Origin of the sequence: Mesorhizobium sp. M0815 (genome assembly GCF_040319995.1) — a bacterium.
GTDB lineage: Bacteria > Pseudomonadota > Alphaproteobacteria > Rhizobiales > Rhizobiaceae > Mesorhizobium.
On record NZ_JAMYOU010000037.1, the window covers coordinates 1 to 16685 of the forward strand.

Consider the following 16685-nt stretch of genomic DNA (forward strand, 5'->3'; position numbering starts at 1 on the left):
CTGGCCCGTCTGCTTCACTGCCATCGCGATTCCCTCAGACCGTCCACCTCAGAGAATCACAATCAGCGAATTACGCAACAGGCCCTCAAGGGGGGAGATTGGCAGCTTCGCCGGCGGCCACCCTGTTTGCAGCGTTGAAAATTTGCGAGAGCGTGGGTGACACCCAATCTCCCCCCTTGAGAGGGAGATGTCCGGCAGGACAGAGGGGGGTGCTGTCCCGCCGGCATTGGGCGAGCCTGCAGCGTGTTCGCCCGTGGCCCAGCCATCGCGGCTTTATCGATCGGCCGGTATCCGCTAAGGGGCGGAGACGAATTCTCCGGACCCGCCAATGACCGCCAAGCTCAAACCCTCCCCCCTGTTCCTCGGCATAGACACCGGCGGCACCTACACCGACGCGGTGCTGTGGTCGGAGGCCGGCGGCCCCGGCGGAAAAGTTCTGGCCAAGGCCAAGGCGCTAACCACCCGTCACGACCTGGCGGTCGGCATATCGGGCGCGGTCGATGCGGTGCTGCAAAAAGCCGGCACCGACCCGGCGGCGATTAAGCTGGTGTCGATGTCGACGACGCTTGCCACCAATGCGCTGGTCGAGGGCCAGGGCGGCCGCGTAGCACTTGTGATGATCGGTTTTGCCGAGGGCGACCTTGCCCGCGACGGGCTGAAGGCGGCGCTCGGCACCGATCCGGTGGTGTTCTGCCCCGGCGGCCACGATGTCCACGGCAATGCGGCGAGCCTCGATCTGTCCGGGCTGGAGGCAGCTTTGCCGGAATTGGAAAAGTCGGTGTCCGGCTTTGCCGTCTGCGCCTATTTTGCTACCCGCAACCCGGCGCACGAGCTTGCCGCCCGCGACCTGATCCGCGACATAACAGGCCTGCCGGTCACCGCCAGCCACGAGCTGTCGGCCAAGCTCGGCGGCCCGCGCCGGGCACTGACGACCTTGCTCAACGCCCGGCTGATCTCGATGATCGACCGGCTGGTCGCGGCAACCGAAGGTTTTTTGGCCGCGCGCAAGATCGCCGCCCCGCTGATGGTGGTGCGCGGCGACGGCGCGCTGGTCTCGGCCGCCTTTGCCCGCCAGCGGCCGATCGAGACGATCCTGTCCGGCCCGGCCGCCAGCCTTGTCGGCGCCCGCCACATGACCGGCCTCGACAATGCCGTGGTCTCCGATATCGGCGGCACCACCACCGACGTCGCGGTGTTGGACAAGGGCCGGCCGCGGCTCGATCCGGAAGGCGCCACCGTCGGCGGCTTCCGCACCATGGTCGAGGCCGTCGCCATGCGCACTTTTGGCCTCGGCGGCGATTCCGAAGTGGCGCTGGAGGACGGCGCGCTCAACCCGAAGATCCTGCTCGGGCCGCGCCGCCTGGTGCCGCTGGCGCTGGCCGGCATGATGCATGGCGACGCGGTCACATCAGAACTGGAACGCCAGCTGCGCGCACCCAATCCCGGCCGCATGGATGGCCGCCTCGCGGTGCGCACCGGCGTGCCGGAGCGGCTCGCGGCCGGACTGACCGGTGCCGAAGCCAAGCTTTACGAGCTGATCGGTGCCGTGCCGCAGGCTCTCGACAGATTGCTGACTTCGAATGCCCAGAACGCCACCTTGAACCGGCTGGTGTCGCGCGGGCTGGTGCATGTCGCCGGCTTCACGCCGTCGGATGCCGCGCATGTGCTGGGCAGGCAGGCCAATTGGGATCTGGCTGCGGCGCGTCTGGGTGCCGAGCTGTTCGCGCGCAGGCGTGACGGCCGCGGCCAGTTCATCGCCGCCTCGCCGGAGGCGATCTCGGAACGGGTGCTGACCACGCTGACCCGCCTGTCGGCGGAAGTCATCCTCGAGACCGCCTTCGCCGAGGATGGGCTGGATGGCGCGGCGACCGTCGCCCACGCGCTGGTCCAGCGCGCCGTCGACGCCCATCCCGGCATCGCCCGGCTCAGCGTCGCGCTCGACCGTCCGGTCATCGGCCTCGGCGCCTCGGCGCCGTTGCACTATGCCGGCCTGGCCGAGCTGGTCGGCAATGACTGCGTGGTGCCTGAGGATACCGATGTGGCCAATGCGCTCGGCGCCGTCGTCGGCCAGGTCCGGGTTTCGGCCGAGGCGCGGGTCAGCCAGCCCAAGGAAGGGCTGTTCCGTGTCGCCTCAGGCGAAAGCGTGCGCGATTTCAACGACGAGGCGGCGGCGATCGCCGCGGCGGAGAGAGATGTGCGCGCTATTGCCGCCGGGCGGGCGAAGGACGCCGGCACCGACAGCGCCGAGATCGAAATCGCCAGCGAGTTCCGCGTCTCCACCGTCGAGGGCCAGCGCATGTTCATCGAGGCGCATGTCGTGGCGGTCGCGTCGGGCAGGCCAAGGATGGCGGTGTGATTAGCCGATCTCCCCCCTCGAGGGGGAGATGTCCGGCAGGACAGAGGGGCGCGCTGTCCCGCCAACGTCTCAGTCTTTCGCGGTAACACCTCAGACTTGCGGCTGGTCGTAAATGGCAAGGTCGGCGATCCTTCACGCCCCCCTCTGCCCTGCCGGGCATCTCCCCCACAAGTGGGGAGATTGGCAGCTCCTGCAACGGCGAAAACGCCCTACCTTCACCTATGCCGAATTGACCCTGCAACCGCGACATGCCAAAGGCCCGGCCTAGCCCTTCGCCTGGAGAAGCCCTGATGACCGATCGCGTCGAGATCGCCGGATTGCGGATTGCCCGCCAGCTTCATGATTTTGTCGTGAACGAGGCGTTGCCGGGCACCGGCATTGAAGCGGAGGCATTCTGGAGCGGTTTTTCGGCGATCGTCCATGATCTCTCGCCAAAAAACCGGGCGCTGCTCGAAAAACGCGATGCCATGCAGGACAAGCTCGACCGCTGGTACCGCGACAATGGCGCGCCCGTCGACATGGAGGCCTACAAGAGCTTCCTCCGCGAGATCGGCTATCTCCTGCCCGAGGGGCCGGCCTTCAGCGTGACGACCGAAAATGTCGACCCGGAAATCGCGCTGGTCGCCGGGCCGCAGTTGGTGGTGCCGGTGATGAATGCGCGTTATGCGCTGAATGCCGCCAATGCGCGCTGGGGCTCACTGTATGATGCGCTCTACGGCACCGACGCCATCCCGGAGACGGACGGCGCCGAGCGAGGCAACAAATTCAATCCGGCGCGCGGCGCCAAGGTCGTCGCCTGGGCGAAAAGCTTCTTCGACGAGGCGGTGCCGCTCACGACAGGCAAATGGGCTGGCGCGAACGGGCTTTCGGTGGCCAACGGCATGTTGCGGCTGGGCGAGGGCGGCGGCGCCACCACGCTTGCCGACCCCAAGCAGTTTGCCGGCTATCGCGGCGATGCAGCCGACCCCGATGCCGTCCTGCTGACCAGGAATGGCCTGCACATCGAAATCGTCGTCGACCGCAACAACCAGATCGGCCGCACCGATCCGGCCGGCATTGCCGATGTCGTGCTGGAATCGGCGCTGACCACCATCCAGGACTGCGAGGATTCGGTGGCCGCCGTCGATGCCGAGGATAAGGTGCTGGTCTACCGCAACTGGCTCGGCCTGATGAAGGGCGACCTGGCGGAAGAGATCACCAAGGCCGGCAAGAGCTTTGTCCGGAGGCTCAACCCCGACCGCGCCTATACCGCGCCCGATGGCGGCACGCTGACCGTGCCCGGCCGCTCGCTGATGCTGGTCAGGAATGTCGGCCACCTCATGACCAATCCGGCGATATCGGACCGCGACGGCAACGAGGTGCCGGAAGGCATCATGGATGCGGCGATGACGGCGCTGATCGCGCTGCACGATGTTGGCCCCAACGGGCGCCGCGCCAATTCTCGCGCCGGCTCGATGTACATCGTGAAGCCCAAGATGCATGGCCCCGACGAAGTCGCCTTCGCCGTCGAGATTTTCGACCGCGTCGAGGCGCTGCTCGGCATGGCGAAAAACACCATCAAGATGGGCATCATGGACGAGGAGCGGCGCACCACCGTCAACCTCAAGGAGGCGATCCGCGCCGCCAGGGACCGCGTCGTCTTTATCAACACCGGCTTCCTCGATCGCACCGGCGACGAGATCCACACCTCGATGGAAGCCGGCCCGATGATCCGCAAGGGCGACATGAAGCAGGCCGCCTGGATTGCCGCCTATGAAGCCTGGAACGTCGATACCGGCCTGGAATGCGGGTTGGCCGGCCACGCCCAGATCGGCAAGGGCATGTGGGCGATGCCCGACCTGATGGCGGCGATGCTCAAGGAAAAGATCGCGCATCCCAAGGCCGGCGCCAACACCGCCTGGGTGCCGTCGCCGACGGCGGCAACCCTGCACGCCACGCACTACCACAAGGTCGACCTCCACGCCGTGCAGCAGGCGCTGAAGAGCCGGCCCAAGGCCAGGCTCGACGACATCTTGTCGGTGCCGGTCGCGGTGCGGCCGAACTGGTCGCCCGAAGACATCCAGAAGGAGCTCGACAACAACGCGCAGGGAATTCTGGGCTACGTCGTGCGCTGGATCGACCAGGGCGTCGGCTGCTCGAAAGTGCCAGATATAAACGACGTCGGCCTGATGGAGGACCGTGCCACGCTGCGCATTTCCTCGCAGCACATCGCCAACTGGCTGCACCACGGCGTCTGCACGCCCGAGCAGGTGATGGAAACGATGAAGCGCATGGCGGCGATTGTCGACCGCCAGAACCAAGGCGATCCGCTCTACCGGTCGATGGCACCGGATTTCGACAAGTCCATCGCCTTCCTCGCCGCCTGCGACCTCGTCTTCAAAGGCCGCATCCAGCCCAACGGCTACACCGAGCCGGTCCTTCACGCGCGGCGGCTGGAACTGAAGGCGAAGCAAGGCGCCTGAAGCGAAGGCGCGGGAGCCGGCGTCCCCCTCCCCTTGAGGGCAGGGTGACCCGAAGGGCCGGGAGGGGTCCTGCATGAAGTGCGCCAACGCCCATTCTGACGATGCGCCTCAGGAAGAGGATCATCGGGGCCTAGGTTCGATTTCCAAAAATAGGGCAAGTCGAGGGACGCCGCGTCCTCCACACCGCGGCTGCCTCTAACCTCACGCGGGCGAGATCGAGCACGACATGAAAATATCGGTATGTCTGACCGGCTCCGGGGTTTCACGGAAGGGCGGGCAGGGCCTGAAGCCGAACGACTCATACACGGCAATGGCGTTTTTCATGTAGAACGTCGTGTGGATCAATACCGTCCGGATTCGGCCTTTCCGGATCTCCGCCAGCGCGGCCCCCATCAGCGCACGGCCGATTCCTTTTCCGCGAAACGACGCGTCGACAAAAAACTTGTGAATCTCCGCCGTATGGTCGTCGAACTGGTCAAAGGCGAGGCAGCCCGCCGGTAGGTTCTCCGATCGCGCGATAAACGCCATGGCATCTGGCGCGCCGAACTTCGCTGCCAGCGAACTGCCGCTCCTTTCGGGGTGGAAGATGGTCCTCACGTCCTCCTCCGAGACGCCGTAAGGCTGCACGGCGTCGACATCCCATTGTGCAAGCTTGCGGCAAAGCCCGGCCATGGTCTCGAAGTCTTCGGCACTGCGTGCCGGCGAAACAGAAATCATCCCCGCCTCAGCCCCGGTTAGGTGCATGACCGTAACATATGCGATCATCGGGCGCGAACCCGCAACCGTACTTCCAGCGAGCAGCAGAAGCACTACGCCGCCTGCGCCATCCGCTCCGAGCTCATGCGGTAGGAAATTGCTTCGGCCAGATGGACGCGGCCGACCGTCTCGCTGGCCTCGAGATCGGCTAGCGTCCGCGCCACCTTCAGCACCCGATGATAGGCGCGGGCGGAAAAGCCGAGCTTTTCGCTGGCGTCCCTCAGCAGCGACAGGCCGGCGGCATCGGGCATGGCGATCTCCTCGATGACCGACGGCGAGCAATGCGCGTTGGTGGTGGCGGAGGTCGCGCCGAGCCGTTCGAAACGCTCACGCTGGATCGTCCGCGCCCGCGCCACGCGAAGTGCCACGGCTGCACTCTTCTCCGCCCGGTCCGGCCGGATCAAATCGCTGGCCGAGACCGCCGGCACCTCGATCCTGAGATCGATGCGATCGAGCAGCGGGCCGGAAATGCGCGCCTGGTAGTCGGTGCGGCAGCGGTCGCCGCGTAGGCATCGATAGCCCGGCTCGCCGGCCATGCCGCAGCGGCACGGGTTCATCGCCGCGACCAGTTGGATACGCGCCGGATAGGTGACGCGATGATTGGCGCGCGCGATCATGCAGTCGCCGGTCTCCAGCGGCTGGCGCAGCGCATCGAGCGCCTGCGGCGAGAATTCGGGAAACTCGTCGAGGAACAGCACGCCGTGATGGGCAAGCGAGGCCTCGCCCGGCCGCACGCGCAGGCCGCCACCGACCATCGCCGCCATCGAGGCCGAATGGTGTGGTGCCCGGAACGGCCTCCGGTCGGTGAGTTTGCCTTCGCCGAGCTCGCCGGCCACCGAGGCGATCATCGAGACTTCGAGCAATTCCTTCGGCGCAAGCGGCGGCAGGATCGACGGCAGCCGCTGCGCCAGCATCGATTTTCCCGACCCCGGCGGCCCGACCATCAAGAGGTTGTGACCGCCGGCGGCCGCCACCTCCAGCGCCCGCTTGGCGGTCTCCTGGCCCTTGATGTCGGCAAGGTCGGGCAAGTCGCGCGCCGAAGTATGGATGCCGGCTTCCGGCCGCGACAGAACCTGCGTGCCGCGAAAATGATTGGCGATGGCAATCAGGCTGCGCGGCGCCAATATGTCGAAATCCTTGCCGGCCCAGGCGGCTTCCGGGCCACAGGCGAACGGGCAGATCAGGCCCTTGCCTTCGGCATTGGCGCCGATCGCCGCCGGCAGCGCGCCGGCCACCGCGGCAATGGTGCCGTCGAGCGACAATTCGCCAAGCACGACATAGCCGGCCAGCATGTCGCCCGGAATGGCGCCCAGTGCCGCCATCAAACCGAGCGCGATCGGCAGATCGTAATGGCTGCCCTCCTTGGGCAGGTCGGCCGGCGCCAGATTGACGGTGACCTTCTTCGTTGGCATCGACAGGCCGGATGCATGCAGCGCCGCCTGCACCCGCTCGCGGCTTTCGGCCACCGCCTTGTCGGCCAGGCCGACGATGTGCATGTTGACCTTGCCCGGCGCGATCATCACCTGCACGTCGACCGGCACGGCCTCGATGCCCTGGAAAGCAACCGTGCGAACCCGCGCCACCATGTCTTCACCCCGGATGCAGGCTTTGCCCCAAGCCTTTGCGATCATGCCGCGAACGGCGTCACCCGAGACAACCACAGATTTCCGGCGAAGTCAAGAACATTTGGGGAACAGCTGAGCGCAACGGCTGCAATGGTTTGCAACGCGGCCGCTCGCGAAGCGAGGCTAGGTGCGCTTCTCCTCCACGGCATCCCAGAACAGGCTGGCGATGTCGGCGCCGCCGAAGCGCTGCACTTCGCGTATGCCGGTCGGTGAGGTCACGTTGATCTCGGTCATGTAGTCGCCGATGACGTCGATGCCGACGAGGATGAAGCCGCGCTCCCTCAGCCACGGGCCGATGCGGGCACAGATCTCGCGTTCGCGCTCTGTCAGCTCGGTCTTTTCGGCGCGGCCGCCGACATGCATGTTGGAGCGCGAATCGTGCTCGGCCGGCACGCGGTTGATGGCGCCGACCGGCTCGCCGTCAATCAGGATGATGCGTTTGTCGCCGGCGCGCACCTCCTTGAGGTAGCGCTGCACGATGTAGGGTTCGCGGAACATCTGGCCGAACATTTCGAGCAGCGAGGCGAGGTTGCGGTCGGCCTCGTGCAGGTGGAAGATGCCGGCGCCGCCATTGCCGTAGAGCGGCTTGACGATGATGTCGCCAAACTCCTTGCGGAAGGCGGCGACTTCGAGCGGATCCTTGGTGATCAGCGTGTCCGGCATCAGGTCGGGAAATTCGGTGACGAAGATCTTTTCCGGGCTGTTGCGCACCCAGGCCGGGTCGTTGACCACCAGCGTCTTCGGATGGATGCGCTCGAGGATATGCGTGGTGGTGATGTAGTTCATGTCGAAGGGCGGATCCTGCCGCAAAAGGATGACGTCCATCTCCGAAAGATCGGTACGGATTTCTTCGCCCAGTGAATAATGGCTGCCCTTCTCGTCGCGGACCTGCATCGCCTCGATGCGGGCAAACACCTTGCCGTCGCGCAGCGACAGCCGGTCGGGCGTGTAGTGGAACAGCTGGTGGCCGCGCCGCTGCGCTTCCAGCGACAGCGCAAACGACGTGTCGCCGGCAATCGACACGGTGGAGATGTGGTCCATCTGGACGGCGACTTTCAGGGGCATGGCAGCTCTCCGGCGCACTTGCAGCGATCCACTTGGATGCACAAAGTACGCTCCAACACTTTTGAAGCCATGCATCGTGCTGTCCGAAAATCGATTCCGATTTTCGCGCCGATGCATCGACGACAGCGATATAAGGAAATCGGCGGCTTCTGCCAATCGGCCAAGGTCATGATGAGGCTGCGCTTCGTTTGGCGCAGATCCCAATGCGATGTGCCGTCAGCGATCGAAGACCAGCTTGGAATAGCCGAGGAAGGACAGCGCCATGGCAATCAGCGAGGCGACCGCAAGGGCGATGAGCGGCGACACCGTCGGCAGCGCGAACAGGATGGCGCAATAGACGAGATAATTGACGACGCTGGTGGCAATGCCGACGCCGCCATAGCGTGCGCCCTCTTGCGCGATGCCGCGGCTGGAAGGCGAAAACGTCAGATGGCGGTTGATCAACCAGGTGACGGACAGGGCAAAACCGATCGAAATGATGCGAGCCGCGAATGGTCCGAGCGGCGCTATCGTCAGCACCAGCCAAAGCGCCGCCGCGTCGGCGACGAAGCCGATGCCGCCGGCGAAAATGAAGCGGGCGAGGCGTCCCATTCAGGCTCTAGGCCGCGCGCGGGGTCTTGCCCGGTCCGGCCTTCAAAGTCGCGAGGGCGCTTGCACGTTCACGTTCGACGCGACCGGAAGGCATCGACAGATAGAAGATGCGCTTCTGCTCGGCCCGGCCGCGCGACACCGAATCGAGGATTACCCCGGTCACCGCCGCCAGCATCGACAGCAGCAGCAGCCCGACCGACAGCACCCAGGTCGGCATGCGCGGCACAAGCCCGGTTTCGGCGAACTCGATCAGCACCGGCGCCATCAGGAACAGGCTCGATGCCAGGAAGAACACCGAAAAAGCGCCGAAGAAACGCAGCGGCTGTGTCTCCTTCATCAGCATGGCGAACATCCACAGGATCTTCGCGCCGTCGCGAAAGGTCGACAGCTTCGACGAGGAGCCTTCCGGCCGGCGGCCATAGTCGAGCCCGATCTCGCTCACCGGCAATTTGAGCTGCGAGGCGTGCACCGACATTTCGGTCTCGATCTCGAAACCGCCGGAAACGGCGGGAAAGCTCTTGACGAAGCGCCTGGTGAAGGCGCGGTACCCCGAGAAGATATCGGTAAAGTCCGAGCCGAACAGCCGCTTGTAGAGGCTGTTGAAGATGCGGTTGCCGAAGGCATGGCCAGTCCTGCCGGCATCGTCGGCGACGCCGCGCCTGGTGCCCACCACCATGTCGGAGCGCTCGGTCAGCAGCGCGTTGATCAGTTGCGGCGCGTCCTCCGGCGCATAGGTGCCGTCGCCGTCGGCCATCAGATAGATGTCGGCCTCGATGTCGGCGAACATGCGGCGCACGACATTGCCTTTGCCCTGGCGCGGCTCGCGCACCACGATGGCGCCGGCGGCGCGGGCTCGGAGCGCCGTCAGATCGCGCGAATTGTTGTCGTAGACATATATCGCGGCGGCAGGCAGCGTCTCGCGAAAGCGCCGCACCACTTCGCCGATCGTCAGCTCCTCATTGTAGCAAGGCAGGAGCACGGCGATGCTCGGCTCATGGCGCACTTCTTGTGGCATTTTCGTCTCCGGATGCCCTGTGAGGTCCCTGACCGCTCAAACGCCGGCCTCGCTCGGGGCGGCTTTACTATTTATTGAAGCTGTTAAGGCTAGGTTTAAACCGCCCCGTATTCCTTCCAAAGGTCCTGATATGAGCACAGCCGACGATGGCGCCTCCATTTGGAGGTCCGATATCGCGCTGGCGCTGCTTGCCACGCTGCTGGCGCTTGCCGTCAATGCCTTTGCCGGTTTCCCGGAACTGACCAATGCCGGCGGCGACAACGACAATCTGCTGCGCCTTGTCGAAGTTCGCGACATGCTGGCCGGCCAAAGCTGGTTCGATCTGCACCAGTACAGGATGGGCCTGGAAGGCGGCTTCGTCATGCACTGGTCGCGGCTGGTCGATGCGCCGATCGCCGCCATCACGGCCGTGTCGGCCCTGACCGGGAGCACGGTCTTTGCCGAGAATTTTGCGCAAGTGCTGTGGCCGGCGCTGCTCTTTTGCCTGACCGTGTTTTTCACCGCTCGCACCGCGCGCAGCTTTGCCGGTGACGGCGCCGTGCTGCCCGCTGTCGTCGTCGGCGCCGCCGCACTGCACTTCCTCGGCATTTTTTCGCCTGGCGCGCTCGATCACCACAATGTCCAGCTGATGCTGAGCATGGCCAGCCTGAGCCTTCTGCTTGAAGCGCCGTTGCGCAGGCCGGCGGCACTACTCTCCGGCCTGTGCGCCGGATTGATGCTGGCCGTCGGCATGGAAACCGCGCCTTATGTCGCCACCATCGGCGCCTCTGTCGCCACGCTGTTTGCCCTCGACGCCGATGGCGAGAGGCCGATTGCCAGGGATTTCGGCCTCGGCTTTGCCGGCGTGTCCGCTCTCGTCTTTGTCGCCACCATCGCACCGTCCGCCTGGGGTCAGGCGCAATGCGACGCCTTCTCGACCGTGCAGTTCGTCGTCGCAGCGATTGCCGGAACCGGCCTTGCGGCGATAGCGTCGGTCGAGCCCGCTGGCCGCACGCGCCAACGGCGCATCGCCTCGCTTGGCCTGCTTGCCCTGATATTGGCCGCAGTCGTCGTCTTTTTGTTCCCGCAATGCCTGGCAGCGCCCTATGCCAACCTCGATCCGCGCCTCAAGGAGCTATGGCTTGATCACATCGACGAGGCGCAATCGCTGTTCAAGCTTCTCGCTGAAGATCCGGCCGGGGTGGTGGCGCGCTATGCTACGCCGCTCATCGCGCTCGTGCTGATGGCGCTTCGCCTTGGCCGTGGCGGCTGGCGGCGGCAGGACAGCCTTGTCGGCACGCTGCTTGTCGTGGCCTTCATCGTCAGTGCCTGGCAGGTGCGCGGTTCGACATTCTCGATCGCCTTCGCCGTCATCCCGCTTGCTGCCTGGATTGCCAAATGGCGTCAACGGGCCGAGGCCAGCCCGTCGCGCGGCGTGGCGCTGCGCATGGCCGCCGTCTGGCTGGTTTCGGTGAATGCCGTCTGGACTGGGGCTGCCGCGGCGACCTCGGTCGCCTTCGAGGACAGCAATACCGCCGCCGATAATGGCGACGGCGCCGATGTCGCTTGCCAGCGCATGGCCTCCTTTGCGGCGCTTGGCCGCCTGCCCGGCACCACGGTGCTGGCAATTTCCAATCTCGGATCGCCGATCCTGGCCTATTCCGGACACCGCGTCTTCGCCGGGCCTTATCATCGCAACGTCGCCGGCAACCTGCTGGCGCTCGATGCCTTCCTTGGGTCCGATGCCGATGCCAGGACAATCCTGGCGGATCATCACGTCGGCCTCGTCGCATTGTGCCCCGGCAGCCCCGAAAGCAAGCTCCTCGCCGCCAAGGCGCCGGCAGGTTTTCTCGCCGGGTTGATGCGCGGCAGCGTACCGGAATGGCTTGAGCCGGTTGCCGGGACCAGCGGAGCCGCCGTCGAATTGTACCACGTCCGGCTGGGCGGCTGATCGATCGGGGGCGCGTGCGGCCTTTTGTCGGACATAAGTCCCGACTATCCACTCTTTCGCCCTTGCCCGCCCGACATGGCTGGATAGGATGCGCGCCGGTCAGACCGAGATCGTTGGACCGGGAGAGAATTCATGATGCCATCGGCACACTTTGCCGACCTCGAAGGCGCTTCGGTGCTGATCACCGGTGGCGGCTCCGGCATTGGAGCCGCCTTGACCGAGGGATTTATCCGCCAGGGGGCAAAGGTCGCCTTTATCGATATCGCCGACCGTCCGAGCCTGGCGCTGGCCGATCGGTTAGACAAGGAGCTCGGCCGGCGGCCGCTCTATCTCAAGACCGATATACGCGATATCGAGGCATTGCGGTTATCAGTTGCCAAAGCCGCCGAGGCGCATGGCGACGTGACCGTGCTGGTCAACAATGCCGCGCAGGATGACCGTCATGCCGTCGAAGACGTCACGGTCGAGTTCTGGGACAACAATCATGCCATCAACCTGCGCCCGCATTTCTTCAGCGCACAGGCGGTGGCGCCGGGCATGAAGCGGGCCGGTGGCGGCTCGATCATCAATTTCACCTCGACCTCGTTTCTCATCAACCATCCCGATATGCCGGCCTATACCGCCGCCAAGGCCGGCATCGTCGGCCTCACCAAGGGTCTTGCCGGCAAGCTCGGCGTCGACGGCATTCGCGTCAACGCAATCGCGCCCGGCTGGGTGATCACCGAGCGACAGAGAAAGCTCTGGGTCACCGAACAGGCGCTCGCCGCCCACGTCGCCAAGCAGTGCATCAAAGAGGTGATGCAGCCGGAAGACGTTGTCGGCACCGTGCTGTTCCTGGCGTCGGATGCTTCACGCATGCTGACCGCGCAGATGCTGATCGTCGACGGGGGGTTCCTGTGATCTCATCGAGCAAGGCCCCTTCTGTCGCGGCCGTCGACTGGGGCACCACCCGGATGAGGGTGTGGCTGCTCGACGGCGCCGGCAAGGTTCTCGCCGAGCGGCGCGGCGATGACGGGCTGATCACCGCCCAGGCTAAAGGATTTTCGTCCGTTCTCGAAGGGCATCTGGCTGCCATGGGTGCCCCCGAGGCGCTGCCGGTCATCATTTGCGGGATGGCCGGTTCGCGCCAGGGCTGGCTGGAGGCGCCCTATGTCAGCGTGCCGGCGCCGATCGGCGCTATCCTCGCCGGCGCTGCCCGCATCCCCGGCCAGCGCCGCGACATCCGCATCGTGCCCGGCCTTGCCCAACGCCTTGCCGATGCGCCTGACGTCATGCGCGGCGAGGAAACGCAGCTTGCCGGCGCCGGTTTGCCGGCACAGGGACGCCACCTCGTCTGCATGCCCGGCACCCATTCGAAATGGGTGCTGGTCGAGGACGGTTCCATTGCCGGCTTCGGCACCTGGCCGACCGGCGAGCTGTTTTCGGTGCTGGCTGCGCACTCGATCCTGCGCCATTCGCTGGGCGAGCCGCCGCAGCCGGTTGCCGCCGAAAGTCCGTTTTTCCGGGACTGGTGCCTGAAGGCGTTGGCCGAGGGCGGTGACATCGTTTCAAGACTGTTCTCGATCCGCGCCGCCAGCCTGTTGCAGGACCTGAAGCCCGAAGATGCCGCAGCCTCTCTGTCCGGCCTGCTGATCGGCGGCGAGATCGCTTCGGCAAATAGCCGCTATGGGGCAAGCGCCGTGCCCGTCGTGCTGATCGCATCGGGCGCACTCGGCAGGCTCTATGCCGAGGCGCTCGGCCTTGCCGGGCTCGCTTTCAGGGCGGTCGACGCCGATGAGGCGGTGCGTGCCGGCCTTGCCGAAGCCGCGCGCGAAAATGGCATGATCGCCAAAAATGGAGTTGCCGCATGACCGAAACCGCACCTTTTCCAAAGCTCAAGCGGGGTCTGGTCGCGATCCTGCGTGGCCTCAAGCCAAGCGAGGCGGTGGCGATCGGCCAGGCGATCTTCGGCGCCGGCATCGAAGCAATCGAGGTGCCGCTCAACTCGCCCGAGCCTTTTGTTTCCATCGCCAGTATTGTCGAAGCGCTTCCTCCGATGGCGCTGGTCGGCGCCGGCACGGTGCTCACCGCCGCCGATGTCGACGGTCTGCACAAGGCCGGCGGGCGGCTGCTGGTCAGCCCCAATATCGATGCCGAGGTCATGGGCCGTGCCATGCAGTACGGCATGGTGACGATGCCCGGCGTGTTCACGCCGACCGAGGCATTTCAAGCAATCCGGCTCGGCGCCTCGGCATTGAAATTCTTCCCGGCGAGCGTGCTTGGCGCGGCGGGCATTTCGGCGATGCGCGCGGTGCTGCCAGCCAGTGTGCTGGTCGGCGCCGTCGGCGGCGTTTCGGACAAGGACTTTGCCGGCTACAAAGCGGCCGGCGTCACCGTCTTCGGTCTTGGCTCCAGCCTGTTCAAGCCGGGCATGAGCATCGACGAAGTGGCAGCACGGGCGAAGGCTGCGGTCGTGGCCTGGGACGCGGCGTTTGGAGCGGCATGATGAGCGAGACCATCGTTTCGGTTTTTTCCGACCATGTCTGCCAACTCGGCGAGGGGCCAAGCTATGACCCTGCCACGGACACGCTCTATTGGTTCGACATCGTCAACGGCCAGCTCCTGGAACAGCGCTTGTCCGGCGGTGCGGTCAAAATCCACGAGCTCGGTCAGATGGCCAGCGCCATCGCCATCGTCGACGACCAACGCCAGCTGATCGCCACCGAGACCGGCCTGCATGTCCGCGATGTCGCGACCGGCAAGCTGACGCTGCACACGCCGATCGAGGCCGATAATACGGTCACCCGCTCGAACGATTCCCGCGTTCACCCTTGCGGCGCCCTCTGGGTCGGCACCATGGGTAAGGGCGAGGAGAAGGCCGCCGGTTCTATCTACTGGTTCTTCAAGGGCGAGCTGCGCCGGCTCTATGCGGATCTCACGGTGCCCAATTCGATCTGCTTTTCCGAAGATGGGACCATCGCCCATTATACCGACACCAGCACCGGGCTGTTGATGCGCGTCGGCTGCGATCCTGCGACCGGCCTGCCGGTTGGCGAACCGAAGGTCTTCGTCGATCACCGTTCGGCCAAGGGCTATATCGATGGTTCGGTGCTCGACCGCGACGGCATATTGTGGAACGCTTGCTGGGGCGGCAGCGTCGTCGAAGCCTATGGACCCGACGGCAAGCTTGTCCGTTCGGTGGCGATGCCGGCGACGCAGCCGTCCTGTCCGGCTTTTGTCGGCAGGAATGCCGACCGGATCGCGGTCACCTCCGCCTGGTCCGGCAAGAGCGAGAAGCAGCGCCTGCTCGACCCGCAAGCCGGCATGACGTTTATGCTCGACATTCCAGTCAATGGTCGCTTCGAGCCGCGCGTGCTGATTGGCTAGACCATGGTCCCGAACCTTTGGTTCGGAAAAGATCATGGTCAAACAAGAAGATGGTGCGCTTGCTGTCGTGCAGGCGTCCGATCAACGTCGGTTCCGCGCAAGCCGAATGCGTTCCCCGTGCGATGGTAGGCAATCGTGCTGCCAGGAGCCGTTCCACCCATGTCAAGCCGCAAGCCGAAGCTGATCCTTGTCTACGAGCCGGAAAAGGCCTGCTTCGATCGGCTGGTCGCCGATAACCACGTGCCGGAGCGTGCCGTCGAAATCGCCTCCTATCTGGCGCAATCGACCGACATCGCTGCTGAATTCGACGCACTTGCCGCCGCTTGCCAGAAGCGCGGCTTGTCGTTTGCGCCGGTGACACTCGACGCCGCCGCAAGCGTTCTCGCCGGCGAGGACCCGAAGACCACGCTCGTCTGGACACTGACCGACGGCATCGCCTATTTCCGCGGCGGCGCGGCACCAGCTCTGGCACGGCTGAACGGCCTGAAGGCGATCGGCGCCGACGATGCGCTTTTTGCGCTCTGTCAGGATAAGTTCCGTTCCGGCGCCGTGCTCGGCGCGCTTGGCTTGCCGGTGCCGCGGGCGGGCCTTGCCCGTGACGGAGCCTGGCTGGTCGCGCCGCCGGACTCGCCCGCCGGCTGGTTCGTCAAGCCGAACCGGCTCGGCGCCAAGATCGGCATCTGGCCGGATTCGCGCTGCCACGATCTCGGCCACGCGCTGGAGCTTAGCCGGCGCGTCTTCGCCGCCTATCGCGACGATGTCGTGGTCCAGCCCTATGTCGCCGGCCGCAACGCGCGCGCCAGTTTTCTCGGATTGAAGCCGGATACCGGCGCCGAGGCGATCGGCATCGCCCTTGTCGATTCGGGCAGCGATTTCCAGACCATGCAGGACAGCCTGGCGCTTTACGGCGATACCGGTGTAGCGGCGAAAGCCGCGGGAAATTACGCTGAGCCGTTGCTGCTTCCCGTTGGCGCCAGCCAGCCTCGAGCCGATGCAAGAATTCGTCGCATCGCCGAAAGCCTGATGGTCGGGCTTGGCCTGCGGGATGTGTTTTCCATCGACTTCCGGGTCGAAGCCGACGACAGCGTGCACCTCATCGAGTTCGAGGTCTGCCCCGGCCTGCCCTGCTTCGATTTCCGCGATTACTGTCGCCAGCAATGGGGCCTGAGCCTCGCCAATGCGATGGCCGAGACCGCGATGAACCGACTTCGCGCCTAAATCCCCTCGACCAGCACGATTTCACCATCAGCCACCTTCTGGCGGATCGCGACCGCGCGCTGGTATTCGGGCGAGTGGTAGCAGTCATGCGCCGCCGCAAGCGACGGAAACTCGATGATCACATTGCGGTCGCGGCCCGGCCCCTCGGCCTTCTCATGCGCGCCGCCGCGCGCCAGGAACTTGGCGCCGAAGCAGTCGAAGGCCAGCTTGGCGGCTGCGACATAGTCCTTGTAGCCTTCCGCATCGCGCACGTCGACGCGAGCGATCCAGTATCCCTTGGGCATCGGTTTCTCCTGGTTTT

General features: G+C 65.4%; 14 protein-coding genes. 8 read left to right on the plus strand and 6 right to left on the minus strand.

Annotated features, from left to right (window positions below; all coding sequences use genetic code 11):
* The first annotated feature begins 328 nt into the window (after positions 1 to 328).
* Together NKI01_RS27320 and NKI01_RS27325 are read left to right on the plus strand one after the other, a co-directional pair.
* A complete protein-coding gene (locus NKI01_RS27320; protein WP_023718895.1) occupies positions 329 to 2356 on the plus strand; it encodes a hydantoinase/oxoprolinase family protein in 2028 nt (675 codons plus the stop codon).
* Positions 2357 to 2646: 290 nt separating this feature from the next.
* Positions 2647 to 4818, plus strand: coding sequence for a malate synthase G (locus NKI01_RS27325; protein WP_352965326.1), 2172 nt, complete (start codon positions 2647 to 2649; stop codon positions 4816 to 4818).
* A gap of 201 nt (positions 4819 to 5019) precedes the next feature.
* Here NKI01_RS27325 and NKI01_RS27330 read toward each other — a convergent pair whose 3' ends face one another.
* The 5 genes from NKI01_RS27330 to NKI01_RS27350 all read right to left on the minus strand — a co-directional run bounded on the left by NKI01_RS27330 (position 5020) and on the right by NKI01_RS27350 (position 9870).
* A complete protein-coding gene (locus NKI01_RS27330; RefSeq protein ID WP_352965328.1) occupies positions 5020 to 5628 on the minus strand; it encodes a GNAT family N-acetyltransferase in 609 nt (202 codons plus the stop codon).
* Positions 5628 to 7160 carry a YifB family Mg chelatase-like AAA ATPase gene (locus NKI01_RS27335; protein WP_352965339.1) on the minus strand — a complete coding sequence of 511 codons (1533 nt, stop codon included), beginning with the start codon at positions 7158 to 7160 and terminating at the stop codon, positions 5628 to 5630. Before NKI01_RS27335 ends, NKI01_RS27330 begins: the two co-directional genes overlap by 1 nt.
* A gap of 162 nt (positions 7161 to 7322) precedes the next feature.
* Positions 7323 to 8264, minus strand: coding sequence for a glutathione synthase (gene gshB, locus NKI01_RS27340; protein ID WP_352965330.1), 942 nt, complete (start codon positions 8262 to 8264; stop codon positions 7323 to 7325).
* Positions 8265 to 8480: 216 nt separating this feature from the next.
* Positions 8481 to 8855 carry a GtrA family protein gene (locus tag NKI01_RS27345; protein ID WP_352495456.1) on the minus strand — a complete coding sequence of 125 codons (375 nt, stop codon included), beginning with the start codon at positions 8853 to 8855 and terminating at the stop codon, positions 8481 to 8483.
* 7 nt (positions 8856 to 8862) lie between these two features.
* Positions 8863 to 9870: a glycosyltransferase gene (locus tag NKI01_RS27350; RefSeq protein ID WP_352495457.1), complete on the minus strand. Its 1008-nt coding sequence runs from the start codon at positions 9868 to 9870 to the stop codon at positions 8863 to 8865.
* A gap of 130 nt (positions 9871 to 10000) precedes the next feature.
* Between NKI01_RS27350 and NKI01_RS27355 the strand changes: the two genes are divergently transcribed.
* From NKI01_RS27355 to NKI01_RS27380, 6 genes are all read left to right on the plus strand, one after another.
* Positions 10001 to 11800 carry a GtrA family protein gene (locus tag NKI01_RS27355; protein WP_352481399.1) on the plus strand — a complete coding sequence of 600 codons (1800 nt, stop codon included), beginning with the start codon at positions 10001 to 10003 and terminating at the stop codon, positions 11798 to 11800.
* Between the two features lie 132 nt (positions 11801 to 11932).
* Positions 11933 to 12700, plus strand: coding sequence for an SDR family NAD(P)-dependent oxidoreductase (locus NKI01_RS27360; protein ID WP_352789065.1), 768 nt, complete (start codon positions 11933 to 11935; stop codon positions 12698 to 12700).
* Positions 12700 to 13650 carry a 2-dehydro-3-deoxygalactonokinase gene (locus NKI01_RS27365; RefSeq protein WP_031193988.1) on the plus strand — a complete coding sequence of 317 codons (951 nt, stop codon included), beginning with the start codon at positions 12700 to 12702 and terminating at the stop codon, positions 13648 to 13650. The genes NKI01_RS27360 and NKI01_RS27365 overlap by 1 nt, the downstream gene beginning before the upstream one ends.
* Positions 13647 to 14285, plus strand: a complete 639-nt coding sequence (locus NKI01_RS27370) for a 2-dehydro-3-deoxy-6-phosphogalactonate aldolase (protein ID WP_352965332.1) — start codon at positions 13647 to 13649, stop codon at positions 14283 to 14285. The genes NKI01_RS27365 and NKI01_RS27370 overlap by 4 nt, the downstream gene beginning before the upstream one ends.
* Positions 14285 to 15166: an SMP-30/gluconolactonase/LRE family protein gene (locus NKI01_RS27375; protein ID WP_352481401.1), complete on the plus strand. Its 882-nt coding sequence runs from the start codon at positions 14285 to 14287 to the stop codon at positions 15164 to 15166. The genes NKI01_RS27370 and NKI01_RS27375 overlap by 1 nt, the downstream gene beginning before the upstream one ends.
* 159 nt (positions 15167 to 15325) lie before the next feature.
* Positions 15326 to 16384, plus strand: coding sequence for a D-alanine--D-alanine ligase family protein (locus NKI01_RS27380; protein WP_352481402.1), 1059 nt, complete (start codon positions 15326 to 15328; stop codon positions 16382 to 16384).
* Here the strand turns inward: NKI01_RS27380 and NKI01_RS27385 are convergent.
* Positions 16381 to 16668 (minus strand): DUF1330 domain-containing protein, encoded by a 288-nt coding sequence (locus NKI01_RS27385; protein ID WP_352965334.1) that lies wholly within the window; start codon positions 16666 to 16668, stop codon positions 16381 to 16383. The genes NKI01_RS27380 and NKI01_RS27385 overlap by 4 nt on opposite strands.
* Positions 16669 to 16685: the final 17 nt, after the last annotated feature.

What these genes read in the sequence shown, in the direction of transcription:
- NKI01_RS27320 (WP_023718895.1), top strand. Translation starts at nt 329, where the DNA reads ATGACCGCCAAGCTCAAACCCTCCCCCCTGTTCCTCGGCATAGACACC.
- NKI01_RS27325 (WP_352965326.1), top strand. Translation starts at nt 2,647, where the DNA reads ATGACCGATCGCGTCGAGATCGCCGGATTGCGGATTGCCCGCCAGCTT.
- NKI01_RS27335 (WP_352965339.1), bottom strand. Translation starts at nt 7,160, where the DNA reads ATGGTGGCGCGGGTTCGCACGGTTGCTTTCCAGGGCATCGAGGCCGTG.
- gshB (WP_352965330.1), bottom strand. Translation starts at nt 8,264, where the DNA reads ATGCCCCTGAAAGTCGCCGTCCAGATGGACCACATCTCCACCGTGTCG.
- NKI01_RS27345 (WP_352495456.1), bottom strand. Translation starts at nt 8,855, where the DNA reads ATGGGACGCCTCGCCCGCTTCATTTTCGCCGGCGGCATCGGCTTCGTC.
- NKI01_RS27350 (WP_352495457.1), bottom strand. Translation starts at nt 9,870, where the DNA reads ATGCCACAAGAAGTGCGCCATGAGCCGAGCATCGCCGTGCTCCTGCCT.
- NKI01_RS27355 (WP_352481399.1), top strand. Translation starts at nt 10,001, where the DNA reads ATGAGCACAGCCGACGATGGCGCCTCCATTTGGAGGTCCGATATCGCG.
- NKI01_RS27360 (WP_352789065.1), top strand. Translation starts at nt 11,933, where the DNA reads ATGATGCCATCGGCACACTTTGCCGACCTCGAAGGCGCTTCGGTGCTG.
- NKI01_RS27370 (WP_352965332.1), top strand. Translation starts at nt 13,647, where the DNA reads ATGACCGAAACCGCACCTTTTCCAAAGCTCAAGCGGGGTCTGGTCGCG.
- NKI01_RS27375 (WP_352481401.1), top strand. Translation starts at nt 14,285, where the DNA reads ATGAGCGAGACCATCGTTTCGGTTTTTTCCGACCATGTCTGCCAACTC.
- NKI01_RS27380 (WP_352481402.1), top strand. Translation starts at nt 15,326, where the DNA reads ATGTCAAGCCGCAAGCCGAAGCTGATCCTTGTCTACGAGCCGGAAAAG.
- NKI01_RS27385 (WP_352965334.1), bottom strand. Translation starts at nt 16,668, where the DNA reads ATGCCCAAGGGATACTGGATCGCTCGCGTCGACGTGCGCGATGCGGAA.